The organism is Arthrobacter sp. SW1 (genome assembly GCF_001766675.1).
Classification (GTDB): Bacteria; Actinomycetota; Actinomycetes; order Actinomycetales; family Micrococcaceae; genus Arthrobacter.
Genome location: NZ_MJLT01000023.1, coordinates 338,375 through 357,253 on the forward strand (window position 1 = coordinate 338,375; position 18,879 = coordinate 357,253).

18 protein-coding genes are annotated in these 18,879 nt (G+C 64.1%); 7 read left to right on the forward strand and 11 right to left on the reverse strand.

The window, feature by feature from the left end; genetic code table 11:
* The first annotated feature begins 191 nt into the window (after positions 1 to 191).
* The 5 genes from BIU82_RS11600 to BIU82_RS11620 all read left to right on the forward strand — a co-directional run bounded on the left by BIU82_RS11600 (position 192) and on the right by BIU82_RS11620 (position 5,265).
* A complete protein-coding gene (locus tag BIU82_RS11600) occupies positions 192 to 1,532 on the forward strand; it encodes an FGGY family carbohydrate kinase (RefSeq protein WP_083292294.1) in 1,341 nt (446 codons plus the stop codon).
* Between the two features lie 51 nt (positions 1,533 to 1,583).
* Positions 1,584 to 2,351, forward strand: a complete 768-nt coding sequence (locus tag BIU82_RS11605) for an ATP-binding cassette domain-containing protein (RefSeq protein WP_070349618.1) — start codon at positions 1,584 to 1,586, stop codon at positions 2,349 to 2,351.
* The gene (locus tag BIU82_RS11610) at positions 2,348 to 3,355 is read left to right on the forward strand and encodes an ABC transporter permease (RefSeq protein WP_070349619.1); all 1,008 of its coding nucleotides are present in this window, start codon (positions 2,348 to 2,350) and stop codon (positions 3,353 to 3,355) included. The genes BIU82_RS11605 and BIU82_RS11610 overlap by 4 nt, the downstream gene beginning before the upstream one ends.
* 55 nt (positions 3,356 to 3,410) lie before the next feature.
* Entirely contained in the window at positions 3,411 to 4,397 is a 987-nt protein-coding gene (locus BIU82_RS11615) for an ABC transporter substrate-binding protein (protein WP_070349620.1), read from the forward strand.
* Positions 4,398 to 4,467: 70 nt separating this feature from the next.
* Positions 4,468 to 5,265, forward strand: coding sequence for a DeoR/GlpR family DNA-binding transcription regulator (locus BIU82_RS11620; RefSeq protein ID WP_070349621.1), 798 nt, complete (start codon positions 4,468 to 4,470; stop codon positions 5,263 to 5,265).
* 12 nt (positions 5,266 to 5,277) lie between these two features.
* On the opposite strand, the gene BIU82_RS11625 is transcribed toward BIU82_RS11620, so the two are convergent.
* From BIU82_RS11625 to BIU82_RS11675, 11 genes are all read right to left on the reverse strand, one after another.
* Positions 5,278 to 6,759 (reverse strand): FGGY-family carbohydrate kinase, encoded by a 1,482-nt coding sequence (locus BIU82_RS11625; RefSeq protein ID WP_070349622.1) that lies wholly within the window; start codon positions 6,757 to 6,759, stop codon positions 5,278 to 5,280.
* Positions 6,750 to 7,799 (reverse strand): 2-hydroxyacid dehydrogenase, encoded by a 1,050-nt coding sequence (locus tag BIU82_RS11630; RefSeq protein WP_070349623.1) that lies wholly within the window; start codon positions 7,797 to 7,799, stop codon positions 6,750 to 6,752. The genes BIU82_RS11625 and BIU82_RS11630 overlap by 10 nt, the downstream gene beginning before the upstream one ends.
* A gap of 51 nt (positions 7,800 to 7,850) precedes the next feature.
* The gene (locus BIU82_RS11635) at positions 7,851 to 8,846 is read right to left on the reverse strand and encodes a zinc-dependent alcohol dehydrogenase family protein (protein WP_070349624.1); all 996 of its coding nucleotides are present in this window, start codon (positions 8,844 to 8,846) and stop codon (positions 7,851 to 7,853) included.
* A gap of 24 nt (positions 8,847 to 8,870) precedes the next feature.
* On the reverse strand, positions 8,871 to 9,764 hold the full coding sequence (locus BIU82_RS11640; protein WP_070349625.1) for a carbohydrate ABC transporter permease: 894 nt from the start codon (positions 9,762 to 9,764) through the stop codon (positions 8,871 to 8,873).
* A complete protein-coding gene (locus tag BIU82_RS11645) occupies positions 9,761 to 10,726 on the reverse strand; it encodes a sugar ABC transporter permease (protein WP_070349626.1) in 966 nt (321 codons plus the stop codon). The genes BIU82_RS11640 and BIU82_RS11645 overlap by 4 nt, the downstream gene beginning before the upstream one ends.
* A 72-nt stretch (positions 10,727 to 10,798) precedes the next feature.
* On the reverse strand, positions 10,799 to 12,160 hold the full coding sequence (locus tag BIU82_RS11650; protein WP_070349627.1) for a sugar ABC transporter substrate-binding protein: 1,362 nt from the start codon (positions 12,158 to 12,160) through the stop codon (positions 10,799 to 10,801).
* Between the two features lie 93 nt (positions 12,161 to 12,253).
* The gene (locus BIU82_RS11655; RefSeq protein ID WP_070349628.1) at positions 12,254 to 13,015 is read right to left on the reverse strand and encodes a DeoR/GlpR family DNA-binding transcription regulator; all 762 of its coding nucleotides are present in this window, start codon (positions 13,013 to 13,015) and stop codon (positions 12,254 to 12,256) included.
* A gap of 216 nt (positions 13,016 to 13,231) precedes the next feature.
* The gene (locus BIU82_RS11660; protein ID WP_070349629.1) at positions 13,232 to 13,690 is read right to left on the reverse strand and encodes a PTS sugar transporter subunit IIA; all 459 of its coding nucleotides are present in this window, start codon (positions 13,688 to 13,690) and stop codon (positions 13,232 to 13,234) included.
* On the reverse strand, positions 13,687 to 15,168 hold the full coding sequence (locus BIU82_RS11665) for a PTS fructose transporter subunit IIBC (RefSeq protein ID WP_070349630.1): 1,482 nt from the start codon (positions 15,166 to 15,168) through the stop codon (positions 13,687 to 13,689). Before BIU82_RS11665 ends, BIU82_RS11660 begins: the two co-directional genes overlap by 4 nt.
* Positions 15,169 to 15,177: 9 nt before the next feature.
* Positions 15,178 to 16,203: a 1-phosphofructokinase family hexose kinase gene (locus BIU82_RS11670; RefSeq protein WP_070349631.1), complete on the reverse strand. Its 1,026-nt coding sequence runs from the start codon at positions 16,201 to 16,203 to the stop codon at positions 15,178 to 15,180.
* Positions 16,200 to 17,003 carry a DeoR/GlpR family DNA-binding transcription regulator gene (locus BIU82_RS11675; protein ID WP_253182755.1) on the reverse strand — a complete coding sequence of 268 codons (804 nt, stop codon included), beginning with the start codon at positions 17,001 to 17,003 and terminating at the stop codon, positions 16,200 to 16,202. The genes BIU82_RS11670 and BIU82_RS11675 overlap by 4 nt, the downstream gene beginning before the upstream one ends.
* A 128-nt stretch (positions 17,004 to 17,131) precedes the next feature.
* Between BIU82_RS11675 and BIU82_RS11680 the strand changes: the two genes are divergently transcribed.
* Positions 17,132 to 17,986, forward strand: a complete 855-nt coding sequence (locus BIU82_RS11680; protein WP_070349632.1) for a class II fructose-bisphosphate aldolase — start codon at positions 17,132 to 17,134, stop codon at positions 17,984 to 17,986.
* 123 nt (positions 17,987 to 18,109) lie between these two features.
* A partial coding sequence (locus BIU82_RS11685; protein WP_253182756.1) for a PEP-utilizing enzyme occupies positions 18,110 to 18,879 on the forward strand: 770 nt, incomplete at its 3' end.

An 18,879-nucleotide genomic window follows, 5' to 3' on the forward strand; every position in this document is an offset into this window, starting at 1 on the left:
CGTGCGCTTGAAACGCAAATCCGGGATTGGAATTTATTGGACTTCTCGTGGGCCGCGGCAGGGAAACCTTCGGAGTTTTCCCGGCTTTTCCGCGCTCCGGCTTCTCAATCTTATGTGATGGTTGACACAAAACCAAGTGGATGCAAGCATATCCAGACAACTACAACCATTGAGTGTCAGTGAGGATATCAATGAGCCATGGCTTGCTCATCGGCCTGGACGTCGGAACTACCACCAGCAAGGCGGTGGCTTTCACCCCCGACGGTGAGGCAGTGGCTACCGGCCGGACCGCCACCCCGTGGGAGGTGTCCGGAGAGACAGTGCAGCTTGATCCCGTGCGCCTCGCCGAGGCCGCGGTTGCCGCCGTCGCACAGATTGCCGAGGCACGTCCCGGCGAGGAGATCCTCGGCATCGGCATCGCCAGCATGGGAGAGGCCGGCGTCCTGCTGGACAGCAATCGGAGCCCTGTTGCTCCGACCATTGCCTGGCACGACCGCAGGGACACTGAAGAACTGGAGAAGCTGGGGTCGGTAATCAGCCCATCAGCTTTCTCACGGCTCACCGGCCTGCCGTTCGGCCAACAGTGGTCCCTCACCAAACACCGCTGGCTGCTGGACAACGAAGCGGGTGCGCACACCGCAAGGCTCCGCTTGAACATCGCGGAATGGATCGCGTTCAAACTAGGAGCCGCGCCAGCCACGGAGCAATCCCTCGCATCCCGCACTGGCTGGCTGGACCTGGAACGGCGCGATTGGTCCGAAGAGCTACTTGCCTGGTCCGGCGCCAGCGCAGGAATGATGCCTGAACTGGTAACCTCCGGCACCCGGATCGGCAGGGTGGGTGCCGGGTCCGGTCTTTCCGCAATGGCAGGAGCAGCCATCACCATCGCGGGCCACGACCACCAGGCCGCGGCTGTCGGCGCCGGTGCAATCAGCGCAGGCGACGAGCTGGATTCATGCGGAACCGCCGATGCCCTTGTCCGGACCATCAACCCCGGCTTAGATGGCGGCCTGGTCACGCAGCTCACCGAGGCCGGCGTGACCGTGGGCTGGCACGCGCTGAAGGACCGCTGGTGCCTGCTTGGAGCAACCCAAGGCGGACTCGTCCTGCAGCGTACCCTCGCTGCCCTCGGCGTCGACCGGTCCGGGTTCCCCGGGTTGGACCGGGCAGCGGCCGTAGCCGACAGCGGAAGGGTGACCGCTTCCATTTCCGACGGCGCGATCCTGACGCTGGCAGGAATCCAGGACGGAGTGACCCCTCCGCATGTGTGGCGGGCCGCCGTCGACGAAACGGTCGAGCAACTCGCAACCATCCATCACGCGATGAGCTCACTGTCGGGGGCACATCGGAACTTCATCGTCACAGGCGGCTGGGCACGAAGCGAAACAGTCCTGGCCGCAAAGGGCAGGCGCTTCGGAAAACTCCACCAGCCAGGAGTCGAGGAAGCCGGAGCCCGCGGTGCGGCACTCTTTGCAGGCATGGCGGCCGGGCTCTGGCCCAATGCCGCGAAGGCCGGCTGGCACAGGAACTAAACCACAACGTACGAAGCAGTACCCCATCACGCCCGTTCAACGGAGAAAACCATGCAAGCTACACCCCTCTTGGAAGCCCGCGGAATCATCCGCCGCTTCGGTCACGTCGAAGCGCTGCGGGGAGCGGACTTCACCGTCTACCCCGGTGAAATCGTTGCCCTGATCGGCGACAACGGCGCCGGCAAAAGCACCCTCGTCAAAATCCTCTCCGGTGCAGACCAGCCCACCGAAGGAGAGATCCTCATCGACGGCAAACCCGTCCATCTGGCGTCCCCCCAAGGCGCCCGGGAGCACGGCATCGAAACCGTCTACCAGGACCTCGCGCTGGCGCCGGACCTGGATCCTTGCGCAAACCTGTTCCTCGGACGGGAACTCTACAAGCCTGGCCTGCTTGGAGCCTTGAAAGTCCTGGACAAGAAGGAAATGGCCCGCCAAGGCACGGTTGCCATCAAGGACCTTGGCGCAAAAATCAAAGACCCCGCAGCACCTGTATCCGATCTTTCCGGTGGACAACGCCAGAGCGTAGCCGTCGTGCGCGCCGCCATGTGGGCCAAGAGAGTCATCTTCATGGATGAACCTACCGCGGCGCTCGGCGTCGTCCAGACCCAGGGCGTCCTGGACCTGATCAAGCGCGTCCGGGACAAAGGCATCGCGGTCGTCCTTATCAGCCACAACATGCAGCAAGTCCTGGAAATCGCCGACCGCGTCGAAGTCCTCCGCCTTGGTCAACGGGTGGCACAGCTCCCGGCAAAGAACAACACCGTCGAAACCCTTGTCGCGGCAATGACCGGCGGCACCATCAAGGAACACACCTCATGAACCTCCTCAAAGAACGCACCGCCATCGCGGACACCCAAAGGTCATTCCTCCGCAGCCTCCTCAAGCGCCCGGAAGCCCGCATCTTCCTTGTCCTGGTCCTGCTGATCGCGTTCTTCGCGGTCGCAGCGCCGGCCAGCTTCGCGACAGCGCCCAATATCAGGAACATTGCCGCCGACGCTTCCGTGCTCATGATCCTCGCGGTAGGCAGCACCTTCATCATCCTGACCTCAGGAATCGACCTGTCGATCAACGGCGTCCTGGTCTTCTCCGGAGTCATTTCCGCCAAGACAATGACCGCACTCGGCGGAGACACAGCAGCCATCCTCCTGGGCCTTCTGGCAGGCCTGGTTTCCGGCTGCCTTTGGGGCATCCTCAACGGCATTCTGGTCGCAAAAGCCCGGATTCCAGCGCTCATCGTCACCCTGGGCACGCTCGGCATGTCACTGGGGGCAGCCCTGCTGATCACCGGCGGCGTGGACGAACGTGAGATCCCCCTGGATCTGACGTTGAACTTCGGTTCCGGCCGGATTGCCGGCGTTCCGTGGCTCGTCGTCGTTGCCGCCCTCGTGGCTCTCATTGGCGGGCTGGTCCTGGCCACCACCAGGTTCGGCCGCTACACCTACGCCGCCGGCTCAAACCCCGAGGCCCTTCGGCGTTCCGGCGTCAGCACCAGCCGGCACCTGATCAAGGTCTATGCCATTGCCGGGACACTCTCCGGTCTGGCCGGCTTCGTCAGCCTCGCCCGTTTCGCCACCACCACCCTGGGCGGCCACTCCACGGACAACCTGCAGACCATTGCCGCCGTCGTCATCGGCGGGACCAGCCTGTTCGGCGGCGTTGGCACCATGATCGGCACCGTCATCGGCGTCTTCATCCCCGCCGTCCTCCAGAACGGTTTCGTCGTCCTTGGCCTGCAGCCGTTCTGGCAGCAGGTGGCTGTCGGCGCCGTCCTGATCGGGGCCGTGTACGTCGACCAGCTCCGCCGCCGCAACAGGGACCGATGACTTTTCTCCCCACCGCAATATCCGACGCATCACCATCAACAAAAGGAAAGCACCCATGAAGAAATACCGTGCACTCATCGCCGCAGGCACGCTCGTCGTCGCACTCTCCGCATGCTCAGCCGGTGGCCAGCAGCCCGGCAACACCTCCGCCGACGGGCTGAAGGGCAAGACCATCTCCTTCATTCCCGGCGTTTCCGGAGACAGCTTCTACATCAGCATGGAATGCGGAGTCCGCTCCGAGGCCGAAAAGCACGGCCTGAAGGTGGACATGCAGGCACCCCAGCAGTTCGATCCATCCCTGCAGACGCCGATCGTCAACGCAGCCGTGGCGAAGGCGCCGGCAGCCATGCTCATCGCTCCCACCGATGCCAACGCCCTCGTCTCACCGCTGACCCAGGCCAAAGCCGACGGCGTAACCATCGGCCTTGTTGACACCACCCTCGCCAACGACTCCCTCGCCGTCACCTCGGTGTCCACCGACAATGAAGCCGGCGGCGCTGCGGCTGCGGACGCTCTGGCCAAGCTCATCGGGGACAAGGGGAAGGTCCTGGTCATTGCCTTCAAGGCAGGCGCATCAACCTCCGATGCCCGGCAGAAGGGTTTCGAAGAGCAAATCAAGAAGCACCCGGACGTGCAGTATGTCGGCGCCCAGATCAATGACAATGATCCCGCCAAGGCCGCCTCAATCGTCAGCGCAACCCTGGCCGCCCACCCGGACCTGAAGGGCATCTTCGCCACCAACCAGTTCGCCGCCGAAGGCGCCGCCACCGGCCTCCGTAACGCCGGCGCCCAAGGGAAGGTCCAGATCGTAGGCTTCGACGCCGGCCCGGTCCAGGTGCAGCAGCTCCGGCAGGGCACTGTCCAAGCCCTGATCGCCCAAAAACCCGCAGAGATCGGAGTGCAGGCGGTCAAGAACGTCGTCGCTTCCCTGACCGGCGGAACCGTGGAGAAGAACGTCGGGACCGATACGGTCACAGTGACGATGGACAACATCACCACCCCCGAAATCGAGGGCATGCTATACAAGACTAAGTGCAGCTAAACGTGGACCTTCCTGGTGCCGGGGACCGTGGTCCCCGGCACCAGTGTGTCCGGAACAAAGGAGCGGAACCATGGCCTCGGCACCCGATGAAGATGCGGTAGCACGCGCGGCCTTCGCCGACCAGCGGCACCAGCAGATCCTATTGAAGCTGCGGGCGGAACAGCGGGTGGATTCCGCCGAGCTCGCCGCGATGTTCGGGGTGAGCGGCGAGAGCATCCGCAAGGACCTGATCCACCTTGAACGGCACGGCCAGCTCAAGCGCGTCCACGGCGGCGCGATCCCCGCCGACACCGCTTCCTTTGAACCGGCAGTATCAGCCCGCACCGAATACTCGAACGAAAAATCAAGGATCGCGCGCGCGGCCTTGGAGTACCTCCCCCACCAGGGATCCGTGCTGATCGACGCCGGTTCCACCACGGAGAAGCTGGCTGACACCTTTCCCGGGGACCGGGAACTGACCATCTTTACCAACACCCTCCCCATCGCTCTCACCCTCGTGAACCGGCCCCTGCTGACGGTCTTCACCCTGGGCGGCCGGCTCCGGAGCCGCACCCTCGCCGAGGTGGACGAGTGGGCGCTGCGGGCCTTGGACGAGATCAACGCGGACGTCGCGTTCCTCGGGACCAACGGGATCAGCATCGACCGCGGCTTCACCACGCCGGACGCCGCAGAAGCCCACATCAAGCGGGCCATGCTCAAGAGCGCCAGGCGGCGGATCCTGCTCTCGGACCACAGCAAGATCGGTGTCGTCAATACCATCCAGCATGCGACCCTGGCGGATATCGATGTGCTGATTACCGACACGGGGATTTCCAACAAGGACCTGAAGTCGCTCAAGGATGCCGGCATCACCGTGGAGGTTGTCTGAACGTCCGGGCGGTCAGTGCATGAGCTCGAGGAACCGGGCATACCGCTCGTCCAGCACGCTGCCCCAATGATGCTGGGGTTCATGCCTCCGGACCACATCGACCGCCGCATCCGCGGCTTCCTCCAACCCTGAGTACACACCCACGCCGATCGCCGCGAGAAGGGCCGCGCCCCGGGCGCCGGCTTCGGTGGAGTCCGTCACCTCGATGGGTATCTCAAGAACATCGGTCATGAGCTGCGTCCAGGCCTCGCTCTTGGCCCCGCCGCCGCACAGCCGGGCGGCACCGGAGAATTCGAACGCGGACCTCAGCGCATCCACGTGCCAGCGGTGCTGGTGCACTACTCCCTCCAGCACGGCCCGGAACACATCGTTGCGGTCGTGGCTACCGCGCAGCCCGGTGAACTGCGCCCCTCCGGCGCCATAACCGAGCGGCGCCCCGTAGAGATACGGCAGGAAGTGTGGTGCGTCCCGGTAGGCGTCCGGGTCCAGGATCCGCGCGCCTTCGATGACCTCGGGGTAATCCATTCCGCCGCCCCAGTTCTGCACGGCCCATTCGAAGTTGGACGCGCTGCTGGGAGACGTGGACATATGCAGCCAACGGCCCGGCTCCAGGAAGGTGCGGGCCTGCCAGCGCGGATCACCGACCGGACTGTCCCAGACCACCTGGTTGATGCTGAAGGTGCCCATCACGAGGCTGAGCGATCCAACCCCGATTGCCCCGATGCCCAGGGCCGCCGTGTCTACGTCATGCGCCCCGGCCACCACCGGCGTGCCCTGTGCCAGTCCGGTCTCTCCTGCGGCTTCTCGGGTTACGTAGCCCGCGACGGCGGAACTTGCCACGAGCGGCGGAAGCAGCCGGCGCTGCGGCTCAAGACCGTAGATCCGCAGGGCTTCATCGGACCACTGCTGATCATGCAGGTTGGTGAACGATGCACTCGCCTCGGAAGGGTCCGTGGCAATCTCACCTGTCAGCTTGAGCCGTAGCCAGTCCTTGCAGAACAGGTACCAGCGGCTCTTGTCCAAGGTCTCCGGCTCGTGCCGTTCCAGCCACGCCAGCAGCGACGAAGGACTGTACGGGGCCGGCACCTGGCCGGTCTCCACGAGAGCCGCGCTGCCCCGGGAGCCTTCTCCGAGTTCGGCAGCTTCGACGACGGCGCGGGAATCGGTGGCGAGGATGGCCGCCCGGGTGGGCTCGCCGTCGCCGTCCACCAGGTAGGCGCCGTCATTATGTCCGCAGATCCCGACGCCGGCGATCTGCGCGCCGACTATGCCGGCAGAGACGATGCATTCGCGGATGGCCGCCGCGGCGGCGCGCCACACCTCGTGCATGTCCCGCTCCTGCCAGGACGCGCGCGGAGAAGCGGTAGCGATGGATGCGGCACCCCGGGCCACCTGCCTGCCGTCCTCCGTGAAGAGGACGGCCTTGGTGAAGGTCTGCCCGGCGTCCAGGCCAAGGAAATACCGGACGCCGGCCGCAGTGGGGGTCAGCGCCATCCGAGTTCCTGCGCGTTGAGGGCGCGGGGCACCCGGCCGGACTCGGCGAACTCGCTGATGGCGTCCACCACCAGGCGGGCGGACATGGTGTTCGTGTCCTCCGTGTCGCCGCCGTAGTGGGTGGTGATGGTGACGTTGTCCAGGGAACGGAACCGGTCGTCCGAAGCAAGGGGTTCCGCGTCGAAAACGTCCAGCCCGGCGCCGGAAATACGCCCTGAGGACAGGGCCTCGTAGAGAGCGTCGTAGTCCACCAGGCGGCTGCGGGAGACATTGATGAAGTAGGCGCTTGGCTTCATGAGGGCGAACTGGGCGGCGCCGATGAAGCGCTCGGTCTCCGGAGTGAGGCGCGCCTGGACGAGGACGAAGTCGCTCTCGCGGAAGATGTCATCCAGCGTCTCGGCACGTTCGACGCCGGACGCGGCCAGTGCCTCGTCGCTCGCGTAGGGGTCGAAAGCGATCAGCCGTGGCCGGAAGCCTGAAATCCGCTCGCTGAAGATGCGCCCGACGTACCCGAAGCCGACCATGCCGACCGTGCGCTCATGGATTTCAATGCGGGCGCCGGGGAATTCCTTGCGCCATCCTCCGGACTTGACGGATGCGTCCGCGCGGGCGATGTTGCGGGCTTCGGCGAGCATGAGTCCGATCTGCAGCTCGGCGACGGCGCCGGCGTTGCGGCCCAGGGCCTGCACCACGCCGATGCCCCGCCGGGTGGCTTCTTCGACGTCCACGTTCTCCACCCCGGTGCGGGCCACAGAGATCAGCTTGAGCTTGGGCGCGGCATCCAGGAGTTCTTTGGTCACGGGAGCGAAGTGGAAGGCGATGGCCTCGGCGTCGGCGATGTTTTCCAGCATTTCCGCCGGGGTGCCGACGGAGTTCGGACCCTTGTGTTCCATGATCGTCTGGAGGGCGTGCTGTTCGGCCTTTTCGCCTTTCCAGTCGATGTAGCGGGCCTCTAGGCCGGTGGTGTCGAGGTAGCGGGCGTAGCTGTCGGTCGGAATGAATTTGTCGCCGACGACGAGGACGGTGTTCAGATGCGGCATGGTGGATGTCCTTCTCTGTTCTGAGTCAGATGGTAGTTGGTTGGCGGACGCTCAGGCGCCCGGACGGATGAGGACCTTTCGTCCTTGTCCGGAGGCGAAGAGTGCCATGGCTTCTGGTGCCTGTTCCAGGCTGAAGCGGTGGCTGATGAAGATGTCCGGCAGGATGAGGCCGGTGGCGAAGAGGTCCGCGGCCCGCTCGAAGCTGTGCAGCACGGCCATGGAGCCGAGGATGCGGATCTCTTCCTTGTAGACACGGAAGGGGTCGAACTCAACGCGAGCGTCCTCCGGGGGTACCCCGAATTGCAGGTAGGTGCCTCCTTTGGCCACCCGGCTCAGGGCGTCCGCGATGGCGCGCGGGTTGCCTGTGGCATCAATGACCACATCCCATCCCTGCGGGCGGTCGAATTCCTCTGCGGTGGCCGCGGCCCCCGTGGCGCCCAGGAGCCATACTGTGGCGAGCCTCTCGGGGTTCACATCCACCAGGTGCACGCTTGCGGCGCCTGCCTGTTTGGCCAGTTGCAGGAGCATGAGGCCCATGGTGCCGGCCCCGTAAATCAACACATGCGCCCCGACGTTCATCCTGAGGACGTCGAAGGCGTGGATGGCGCAGGAGAGCGGTTCGATGAGCGCGGCATCCTCGGTGGCCACGTGGCCCGGAAGCTTCACCGCCAGTGCCGCCGGAACCCGGACATACTCTGCCATCGCCCCGGCTTCGCTGACCCCGAGGGCTTGGAAGTCGTCGCAGAGGTTGCCACGGCCGACCCTGCATGACGGGCAGCTCCGGCACGGCATGTTGGGGTCAGCGGTGACGCGGTCGCCTACCCGGAACCCGGTGACGTCCGCGCCGACGGCCACGATCTCCCCGGCGAATTCGTGGCCGGGAACCAGTGGCAGGGCTTTCGCGAAGCCGCCATGCAGGATGTGCAGGTCCGTGCCGCAGATCCCGGCTGCGGCCACTTTGAGGATGAGGTCCCCGGCCCGGGGCGTGGGATCAGGGAATTCCGTGACCTCCAGGGTGCCGGGCGTGGTGACGAGCGCGGCCTTCACTTCGCTGCCCTCATTTCACTGCACTCATTTCACTGCACCCAGGGAGAGGCCCTGGACCAGCTTGTCCTGGGCGGCGAAGCCGGCGATCAACACCGGCAGGGAGATGACGACGGCGGCCGCACAGACCTGCGCCAGGAACAGGCCCTGGCTGGTGACGAAGCCGGTGAGGAAGACCGGGCTTGTCCCGGCCCTGACGCCGGTGAGGACGCGGGCCAAGAGCAGTTCGTTCCACGAGAAGATGAAGCAGATGAGGCTGGTGGCGGCGATGCCCGGCATGGCCACGGGGGCGACGACTTTCCGCAGAACCATCACCAGGTTGGCTCCGTCCAGCTGCGCGGCTTCGAGCATCTCCACAGGCACCTCAGCCAGGAACGAGCGCATCATCCACACGGCGATGGGCAGGTTCATGGAGGTGTACATGAGGATCAGGAACCAGATGTTGTCCAGCATTCCGGAGCTCTTGGCGAAGATGAACAGGGGCAGGACGGCGGCCACCACGGGCATCATCTTGGTGGAGAGGAAGAAGAACAGCACGTCGGTCCACTTCTTCACCGGTTTGATGGCAAGGGCGTAGGCCGCGGGGATGGCAAGCACGAGCACCAGCACGGTGGAGAAGACACTGGCCATGGCCGAGTTGATGAGCGGGGGCCACGGGTTCACACCGGAGGAGGCTCCGAAGAACTGGTTGAAGGACTCCAAGGTCAGCGGAGCAAAGACCGATGGCGGGTTGGTGGCGGCGTCCGGTTCGCTGTGGAACGCGGTGAGGACCATCCACAACACAGGGAGGGCGAAGAAGAGTGCCAGGAGCCAGGCTGCGACTCCGGCCGCTGTGTTGTTGCGGGTGGGGTCCAGACGGGTCTTTCGACGGCGGTTTGGCCGGGCTTGTGCCTGAGGCTTGGCGATTGCGGTGGCGCTCATCGGGCGGCCTCCTTCTTGAAGAGTGTGAAAACGGACCGCAAGGCGAAGGTGGCGACGACGATGCTGCCGATCACGACAATGACGCCGGCGGCGGAGGCAGTGCCGTATTCATTGGCGAAGTAGAAGGTCTGGTAGACGGCGTACGGCAGGTTCGCCGTGCCAAGACCACCGGAGGTGAGGGTGAAGACGGCATCGAAGTTCTGCACGATGTAGATGGCTCCGAGGAGGCCGCCGAGTTCCAGGTATTGGCGCAGATGGGGCAGGGTGATGTGCTGGAAGACCTGCCACCCGGTGGCACCGTCCATCTGGGCGGCTTCGATGACGTCTCCGGGGCGGGACTGCAGTCCGGCCAGAAGGATAAGCATCATGAACGGGGTCCACTGCCACACCAAGGACATGATGACGGCCAGCAACGGATGGGTGGACAGCAGGTCCAGTTGCGGCGGATTCGGATTGCCCACAAGCTGGCCGAACCAGGTCAGCACACCATTGATCAAGCCGAAGGTCGGGTTCAGGATGGCATGCTTCCATACCAGGGCCGCGGCCACCGGCACCACCAGGAACGGGGCGATCAACAAGGTCCGGGCGAGCCCGCGGCCGAAGAACTTCTGGTTCAGCAGCAGGGCCAGCCCAAGGCCGAGAAGGAGGCAGGCCAGCACCACGGACACCGTCAGGATGATGGTGACAAAAATGGCCTGCCGGAAGTCGCTGTTGCTAAGGACTTCGACGTAGTTCTGTAGCCCGGCGAAGCCCGTTTCCGTGGGTTTGAGGGCGTTCCAGTCCATGAAGGACACCACGATCGTGACGACGAACGGGATCTGGGTGGTGATGATGACAAAGATGAGGGCCGGAAGCAGCGGTGCGCGGCGGGCCCAATCGGCCGCCCGTTCCCGGGTGGTGGGTTTGAGCAGGTTCGCCGGCCGGAGACGGCGGCCGGCAACCGGCGTGGCTGTGGTGGACATGATTGGCTCCTGGGGTGGTGCGGTGCCGGATCTCCGTGAGGGAGCCCGGCACCGCACCGGGTTGTTGAAGTGCTACTTCTTGTACTTCTGGCTGACCTTCTCGGCGGCTTCCTGGCCCTTGTTCAGGGCTTCTTCGACGCTGGTCTGGCCTGCAATGGCCGAGCTGATGCCCTGGGAGACCGTGGTGCCGAGATCGGCGAATTCGGGGATGCCTACAAACTGGACACCCACCGCGGGACGGGGCTGTACGCCCGGGTTCTTCGGATCCACTGCCAGGATGGCGTCCTTCTCCGCTGCGGCGAACGGAGCCGACTTCTGGAACTCAGCGTTGTCGTAGGTCGAGCTGCGCTTGCCTGCGGGGACCTTGGCCCAGCCAAGCTGCGCTGCTACAAGCTGCTCGTACTTCTTGGAGCTGGCCCAGGCGATGAACTTGCCTGCAGCGTCCTGCTTCTTGGAAGCGGCCTGGACGCCCCAGGACCAGGTCCACAGCCATCCTGCCTGCTTGGTTTCCTTGACGGGGGCCTGGACGTAGCCGATCTTGCCCTTCACGGGAGAATTCGCGGCTTCCAGGGAGCCACCTGCAGAGGATGCGTCGTACCACATGGCCACCTTGCTCTGGACCATGTTGTTCAGGCATTCGGTGAAGCCGGCCTGCGCCGCGCCGGCCTGCCCGTGCTTGCGGACCAGGTCCACGTAGAACTGGGTGGCGGCCTTGAACTCGGGAGCGTTGACCTTGGCGTTCCAGTCCTTGTCGAACCAGGTGCCTCCGTAGGTGTTCACCACCGTGGTCAGCGGGGCGAAGACCTGGCCCCAGCCGGGCTGGCCGCGCAGGCAGATGCCCTTCATCCCGGGCTGTGCGCCGTCGGCCTTCGCTGCAAGGTCTGCCACCTGGTCCCACGTGGGGTTCTCCGGGACGGTGAGGCCTTTCGCCGCGAAGACGTCCTTGCGGTACATCAGCAGGGAGGATTCGCCGTAGAACGGTTCGCCGTACAGCTTTCCGTCGGTGCCGGTGAGCGAGGCGGTGTAGGCCGGAAGGATGTCCTTCTGGTCAAACTCCGGGTCTTTGGCAACCGTATCGTCCAGCGGAGCCAACCACTTGTTGGCGGAATAGAACGGGATTTCGTAGTTCGAGAGCGAGGCGACATCGTACTGCCCGGCCTGGCTGGAGAATTCCTGGCTGATCTTGGCGCGGACATCGTTTTCAGGCATCACCGTGAAGTTGACCTTGATTCCGGTCTCCTTGGTGAAGTTGTCCGCGGTCAGTTTCTGCAGGTCCAGCATCTGCGGGTTGTTCACCATCAGGACGTTGATGCTCTTGGCGTCACCGCCGGCATCGCCGCCGCCCGCTCCTGAGCAGGCGGTGAGAGCCAGGGATGCAGCGGCGAACGCCGCGAGGGGAACGGCGATTTTGCGAATACCACTTTGTACTTTCACAAGGACTTCCTTCGATATTGAGTGGGAAATGGCAATGCTGTGGCCAGGGATCCGTCGCTGACGGTCCCTTAGTGCAGGGTGTTGCGTAGGTCCTTAGACGGCGGCGACGTGGACGCCGAGCCGCCGGAACGGTTGGAGCAGGCCGTCGGGGACGCCCCGCGATGTCACGATCGCGTCCAAGTCGTGCAGGTCCGCGAACTTGATGCTGGAGTCCACACCGAACTTCGTGTGATCGGCGAGGACAATTGAACGTCGGCTGGAAGCAACTGCTGCCGCTTTGACCGCGGCAACGGACGAGTCCGGGCATGTCAGCCCGTGTTTGCCCGTTGCCCCGTTGGTGCCGAGCACCGCGAGGTCCAGTACGAGCCGCTGGAGCATGCCGGTTGCCCAGTGGTCCACGGCTCCCAGGGTGTTTCCGCGTACCCGGCCGCCGAGGATCAGAACGTTCAGCAACGGCTTGGCAGCGAGCTGGCAAGCCACGGGCAAGGAGCTGGTCACGACCGTCATCGGCCGGGTGGGTTCCAGCGCGTCTGCGAACGCAGCTGCGGTGGTCCCTTCGTCGATGAAGATCGATTCGGCTCCGTCGATGAATTCCAAGGCAGCGCGTGCGATCCGGACTTTTTCGTCCGGGTGCACGGATCCCCTGGAGGCCAAGGGGTTCTCGAAGCCAAGTTTTTCGACGGGGATGGCGCCGCCGTGTACCCGCCGCACCAGCCCCCGCTTCTCCAGGAGGTTGAGGTCCCGGCGCACGGTCTCGACGGCGACTCCCAGTTGGGCGGCAACCTCCGGGACTTCGATCCGGCCCTCAGCGCGGGCGTTTTCGATGATCCATCGCTGCCTTTCAACTGGATACATCGTTGTGCCCGTCTGTTAATGCTTCTGCCCGAAGCTGCCTGTTTCGTAGGTCTATTCTCTCAGTTGTGGTCCTTGTCTCACTATGGATTTCGGGAACGGGCAGCCATTTCCGGCATAGCGGGCGTAAACGGGCAAAAGCGGGTGGAAGGTTACGGAGGCAGAAAAGGAGCCCTGCCACCTGGCAGGGCTCCTTTTCGCAGTAGGGCCGGTTTTTGGCTAAGCCGTCACCACGTGCTGGCCCAGGATCTCGACCACGGCTTCCGGAGTTTCCGCGGCCAGGAGTTGGGCACGGACTGCCGGTTTGATGAGCGTGCGTGCCACCTGGGAGAGCAGCTTAAGGTGCGTCGTACCCGCTTCCCCTTCGGGAATGAGCAGGGAGATCGCCATGCTGATCGGGTTTCCGTCCAGGCTTTCCCATTCAACGCTTTCACGCAGGCGGACCACTACCAGCGCTGCATCGGTAATCGATGCAGACTTTGCATGCGGGATGGCGATTCCGTCCATGAGCCCGGTGGTCCCCTGCTTTTCGCGTTCGGCCAGTCCGGTAACCACGGCGCCGGTATCTGCCGTGATTCCAAGTTCGCCGGCTTTTTCGGCGATCAGCTGGAATACGTCCGCCTGGCTGGCGGCAGTCTCATTCAGTGAGATGTTTTCGGGGGCAAGAATGTTGCTCATACCAGGACTTCCTTTTCGGTTTCTACAGGGGTTGCCTGCGTTTTGTTGGCCCGGCGCTGCATGGCGTAACCATAGATCAGGCCGCCGATGACAGAACCTGCGAGGATGGCGGCTACCCATTGGAGTCCGTTGGTGACGACCGGCAGGACCAGGAAGCCTCCGTGCGGTGCCGGGACCTGCACCTGCAGCAGGAAGGTCAGGATCGCCGAGATCGATGAAGACAGCATCAGAATCGGGATGACCAAGAGCGGGTTGCGGGCGGCGAAGGGAATGGCACCTTCGGTGATGTGGGTGGAACCCAGGGCAAAGTTGACGTAGGCGGCGTCGCGTGTCTTTTCATCAAAGGCCTTCCTGAAGAAGAGCGCTGCGAAGCCGGTTACCAGGGGCGGGGTGATGCAGGCTGCGGAAACGGCCGCCATGAAGTAGAAGTTGCCGCTACCCAGCAGGGCCACACCTGTCACGTACGCTGCTTTGTTGACCGGTCCACCCATGTCGAAAGCACACATCACGCCGATGATCAGGCCAAGGAGGATGGGGTTCGTGCCTTGGAAGCCGGACAGGAAGTCCTGCAGGGAGGTGTTGATGGCTTTCATCGGCGAGGCGATCAGGTAGGTAATGGAGCCGAAGATGAAGACACCCAGCACAGGGAAAATGAAGATCGCCTTCAAGCCGCCCAGTGCCTTCGGAAGCCGGTCGAGCAGTTTGGCCAGCAGCAGCATGCCGTAGCCGGAGAGGAATCCGGTAATGATGCCACCGAGGAAGCCGGTACCTCCGTTCGATGCCAGCAGGCCGGTGACGAGGCCGACGACCAGGGCGGGCCGCTTGCCGATTGAGTCCGCGATGAAGGCTGAAAGAACCGGCACCATCAGGCTCATGGCGGTTCCGCCGATGGCCATCAGCATCGCGGCGAACTCGTTGTACTGTTCAGGGTGCTTGGGGTCCGCGGAGTAAATGCCCCACAGGAAGGACAAGGCAACGAGCACGCCGCCACCGACGACGAACGGGAGCATGTAGGACACGCCGTTCATCAGGTGCTTGTAGAGGTCCCGTGCCTGGAATTTCCCGCCCGGCTTTACGGAGATATCGCCGAACAGGCCGTGATCGTCCTCGCCCGCTTTTTCGCCGGGCTCGGGTGCAGCGGGCACCGGGTTTCCGCCCCGGATTGGAGCCGTGCCGGAGAGGATTTCCTGGATCAGTTCGTCGGGCCGGCTGATCCCGGCCTTGACGCCGACGTCGACGACGCGCTTGCCGTTGAACCGGGCCGCGTTGACGTCCTTGTCTGCTGCGATGATGACACCGTCTGCGGCGGCGATCTCAGCGGCGCTCAGGGCATTTTCGATGCCGACCTGTCCGTGGGTTTCCACTTTGATGCTCACGCCGAGGCGTTCAGCTGCCTGCTCCAAGGCCTCCTGGGCCATGAAGGTATGCGCGATTCCGGTCGGGCAGCCGGTGGCTGCAACGATCTGGATAGGTGACATTGTCTTTCCTTAGGAATTGACCGCAGCGGCGCGGTTCTTGGTTGGGGTTGGGGGAATGCCGAGCGAGGGTTCAGCGAGGGTTCGTTCGTCCTCGAAGTCGGAACCGGTGGTGATTTTGTCTGCGATTGCAGGGTCGACTTCGAAGAGGGTCGTTTCGTGTCCAACGGCCGATGATGCGTAAAGGAGAGCACTTCGCAAACAGTCCTCGCGGGTTCCTCCCGTGGCAAGGCCTGCAAGGAATCCGGCAAGGGAAGCGTCGCCGGCGCCGACGGTGTTGACCACTTCTACCCCTAGAGCCCGGCCGTACAGGGCCCCTTCGGCGTCAATCAGCATCATGCCGTCGCCGCCAAGGCTTGCCAGCACGGCCCCGACGCCTTTGGCCCTCAGCTCCTGGGCCGCGGTAACCACGTCGCCCAAAGTGCGGATGGTGCGTCCGGTTTCATGGGCGAGTTCGTGCACGTTTGGCTTGATCAGGTCCGGCTGTTCAGAGATGGCGGCGGTCAGGACATCGCCGGAAGCATCTACGATGACCGGAACGCCCAGTTCCTTGCCGAGCCGGATGAGGCTCCGGTGGAAGTCTTCGGGCGTGCCGGGTGGCAGGCTGCCACAGACCGCCAGCATGACGGGCGCGTTGCGCTGGACGCGGAGCGCCCCCTCGAGGGCAGCACGGCATCCAGCCAACGTCTGCTCAAGGACTTCCGGGGACAGTTCGACTCCGGTTTCGTTGATCTTCGTTCCGGAGTGTCCCGGCACGATCAGCGTGATGTTGGTCCGGACGTCTTTGCCCGATTCAACGGCCGCGATCTCAACACCCTGTGCCTGGAGTTCTTCAACAAGGAACCTTCCGGTGTCCAGTCCAGCCGGGAACACGGCTTTGGTTTCAATGCCGTTCCGGTGAAGGGCGACCGAAACATTGATTCCTTTGCCGCTGGCTTCCCGCGTCTTGGACGCAACCTTGTTCACGGCAGCGAATTCAAACGAATCCACGTTGACTGTCCAGTCGATTGAGGGACTGGGGGTAACCGTAACTATCACGCTAACTCCACTTCGAATGATTGGGATTCAAGGTCCTCACGATGGCCCGCAGCCAGGTCTGAATCCGTGATGAGGACATCAATTTCGTCAAGGCCCGCGTAGGCGCACAGCGCGTCCAGGCCAAACTTGGAATGGTCTACCAGCAGGACCGTCGTTGTGGCGCACCTGATCATCGCCGCCTTCACCGCGGCTTCATCGGGGTCCGGAGTACAGAGTCCCCTTGAGAACGAAACCGCGTTGGTGCCCACATAAGCGGCATCCACGTGGATCTCTCCGAGAGTCCGCAACGCTGCCGGCCCAACCTCGGCGCTGGTGTTGTGCCGGACCCTTCCGCCTAACGTGAAGCACTCAACCAGGGGCTTCGCCAACAATGCCTGCGCCACCGGCAGGGAATTTGTGAAGACTTTCAAATGCAGGTCCACCGGCAAGTGTTCGGCCATCATCAGTGTTGTCGAACCACCATCGAGCAGGATCGCCCCGTCCGCCGGCAAGGTTTCCAAAGCCTTCACAGCAATCCTCATCTTGGCTTCGGCGTTCTCTGTCCTTGCGGCAATGGCAGGTTCAAAGGTCATGGCCTGGACCGGAATTGCACCGCCGTGAACGCGCAACAAGTACCCGCGCCTTTCCAAGGCAATGAGGTCCTTCCGGATCGTCTCTGCGCTGGTCGCAAAACGTTCGACAAGCTCCGTCACTTCAACCCGCCCGTCAAGCCGGAGGCGCGTAACAATATCCCGCCTCCGCTCGAGGGAGTGCAGGCCGCCGCGGCTTTGCCTGTCCCGGCCTTGCTTCTCAGGGTGCACGATCCCGCCTTACGGTTTCATTGGACTTTTGCTTGCATCTACATGGATATAGTTGCGCTTTCTTGGATTTGTGTCAAGATCTTAAGAGAGATGGATCACCACAACCCCCTATAGCCCCAGGAGGCACCATGTCGCTCGTCCCCACCGGAGAACTTGTAGAGCAGGCCCGCCGCGCAGGCCATGCAATTGCTGCGTTCAACGTCATCACTCTTGAGCACGCCGAAGGCATCGCCCTTGGCGCGGAGCGGGCGGGACTGCCTGTGATTCTGCAGCTCAGTGAGAACGCCGTGAAATACCACGGTTCTCCCTACGCCCTTGCCGCTGCCAGCGCCGCCGTTGCCCGGGTCTCCAGCGCTGACATCTCCTTGCACCTGGACCACATCACCGACATCTCCCTGATGCATCTGGCACCGGAGCTCGAGGTCAGCTCCGTCATGTACGACGGCGCGACGTTCCCCTACGAGGAGAACGTCCGGCACACCCGCGAAGCCGTCGAGTGGGGGCAGAAGCACGGGATCTGGATCGAAGCGGAGCTCGGCGAGATCGGTGGGAAGGACGGCGCCCACGCACCTGGCGTCCGCACGGATCCGGACGAGGCCCGGCAGTTCGTTGACGCCACGGGAGTCGCTGCCCTGGCGGTTGCGGTCGGTTCGTCCCACGCCATGACCTCGAAGGATGCAGCCCTCGATCATGAGCTCATCAAGGTTCTGCGGTCCACCCTCGATGTGCCCCTGGTCCTTCATGGATCTTCGGGCGTCTCTGACGAGGAGCTGACTCTTGCCGCGCAGGAAGGCATGGTCAAGATCAACATCGGCACTGCACTGAACATCGCTTACACCGGGGCCACGCGCAGCTTCCTGGAGGCCAACCCGTCCGTGGTCGACCCCCGGAAGTACTTCAAGCCTTCCCGCGAAGCTGTGGCCGCCACGGTTGAACATGCCCTCAAGGTCCTGGCAAATGCCACCGAGAAATCTTTGGCCTGACGCCTTCTGCCCGCCTTGGCCGCCCGGCGCGACCACCCCAGCTTCACGAAAGACAGAATGTTGTTTGAAATCTCAGGCCATCCGTTGGCAACTGTCCCGATAGCGGACACCCGAACGCGGTCCATGCAGACTTTTTCAGGTGTTGGTGTCGCTCCGGGCCGTGTGTTGGGTCCGGTGCGGCAGATGCCCAAGCCCGTGCAGGAACCGCACGCGAACGTGAACATCCCCGCGGATGTGACGGTTGAGTCGCAGGCGCAGCGGGTGAAGGACGCGGCGAAGGCCGTACAGGCCGAGCTACGTTCCCGCGCCGCGACCGCCACGGGCGAGGGCAAGGAGGTGTTGGAAGCCACCGCGTTGATGGCTGCCGACCCCATGCTGATCAAGTCCGCCGTCAAGCTCCTTTCGCCGGAAGCCCCGGGCGGCGCCCGGACCGCCGAGCGCGCGGTCTGGGAAGCTGCCGCCACGGTGGCTGAAACGCTGAAGGCCCTGGGCGGCTACATGGCCGAACGCGTCGCGGACGTCCTGGACGTGCGTGCCCGGATCGTCGCCGAACTGCGCGGGCTCCCGGCCCCCGGCATCCCGTCCTCGGACGTGCCGTTCATCCTGGCCGCCGAAGACCTCGCCCCTGCGGACACCGCCACCCTGGACCCGGCCAAGGTCATCGCCCTGATCACCTCCGGCGGCGGACCGCAGTCGCACACCGCGATCCTGGCCCGCGCGCTGGGCCTGCCCGCCGTCGTCGCCGCCCCCGGCGTGGACGAAATCAGCGACGGGGTTGAGGTGTACGTGGACGGTGCCGCCGGCACCATCACCACCGAACCGTCCGAGGAACTGCGCATTGCGGCGAAGGCCTGGGCCACCCAGGCCTCCACCCTGGCTGCCTTCACCGGCGA

What these genes read in the sequence shown, in the direction of transcription:
- BIU82_RS11600 (WP_083292294.1), top strand. Translation starts at nt 192, where the DNA reads ATGAGCCATGGCTTGCTCATCGGCCTGGACGTCGGAACTACCACCAGC.
- BIU82_RS11605 (WP_070349618.1), top strand. Translation starts at nt 1,584, where the DNA reads ATGCAAGCTACACCCCTCTTGGAAGCCCGCGGAATCATCCGCCGCTTC.
- BIU82_RS11610 (WP_070349619.1), top strand. Translation starts at nt 2,348, where the DNA reads ATGAACCTCCTCAAAGAACGCACCGCCATCGCGGACACCCAAAGGTCA.
- BIU82_RS11615 (WP_070349620.1), top strand. Translation starts at nt 3,411, where the DNA reads ATGAAGAAATACCGTGCACTCATCGCCGCAGGCACGCTCGTCGTCGCA.
- BIU82_RS11620 (WP_070349621.1), top strand. Translation starts at nt 4,468, where the DNA reads ATGGCCTCGGCACCCGATGAAGATGCGGTAGCACGCGCGGCCTTCGCC.
- BIU82_RS11625 (WP_070349622.1), bottom strand. Translation starts at nt 6,759, where the DNA reads ATGGCGCTGACCCCCACTGCGGCCGGCGTCCGGTATTTCCTTGGCCTG.
- BIU82_RS11630 (WP_070349623.1), bottom strand. Translation starts at nt 7,799, where the DNA reads ATGCCGCATCTGAACACCGTCCTCGTCGTCGGCGACAAATTCATTCCG.
- BIU82_RS11640 (WP_070349625.1), bottom strand. Translation starts at nt 9,764, where the DNA reads ATGAGCGCCACCGCAATCGCCAAGCCTCAGGCACAAGCCCGGCCAAAC.
- BIU82_RS11645 (WP_070349626.1), bottom strand. Translation starts at nt 10,726, where the DNA reads ATGTCCACCACAGCCACGCCGGTTGCCGGCCGCCGTCTCCGGCCGGCG.
- BIU82_RS11655 (WP_070349628.1), bottom strand. Translation starts at nt 13,015, where the DNA reads ATGTATCCAGTTGAAAGGCAGCGATGGATCATCGAAAACGCCCGCGCT.
- BIU82_RS11660 (WP_070349629.1), bottom strand. Translation starts at nt 13,690, where the DNA reads ATGAGCAACATTCTTGCCCCCGAAAACATCTCACTGAATGAGACTGCC.
- BIU82_RS11665 (WP_070349630.1), bottom strand. Translation starts at nt 15,168, where the DNA reads ATGTCACCTATCCAGATCGTTGCAGCCACCGGCTGCCCGACCGGAATC.
- BIU82_RS11680 (WP_070349632.1), top strand. Translation starts at nt 17,132, where the DNA reads ATGTCGCTCGTCCCCACCGGAGAACTTGTAGAGCAGGCCCGCCGCGCA.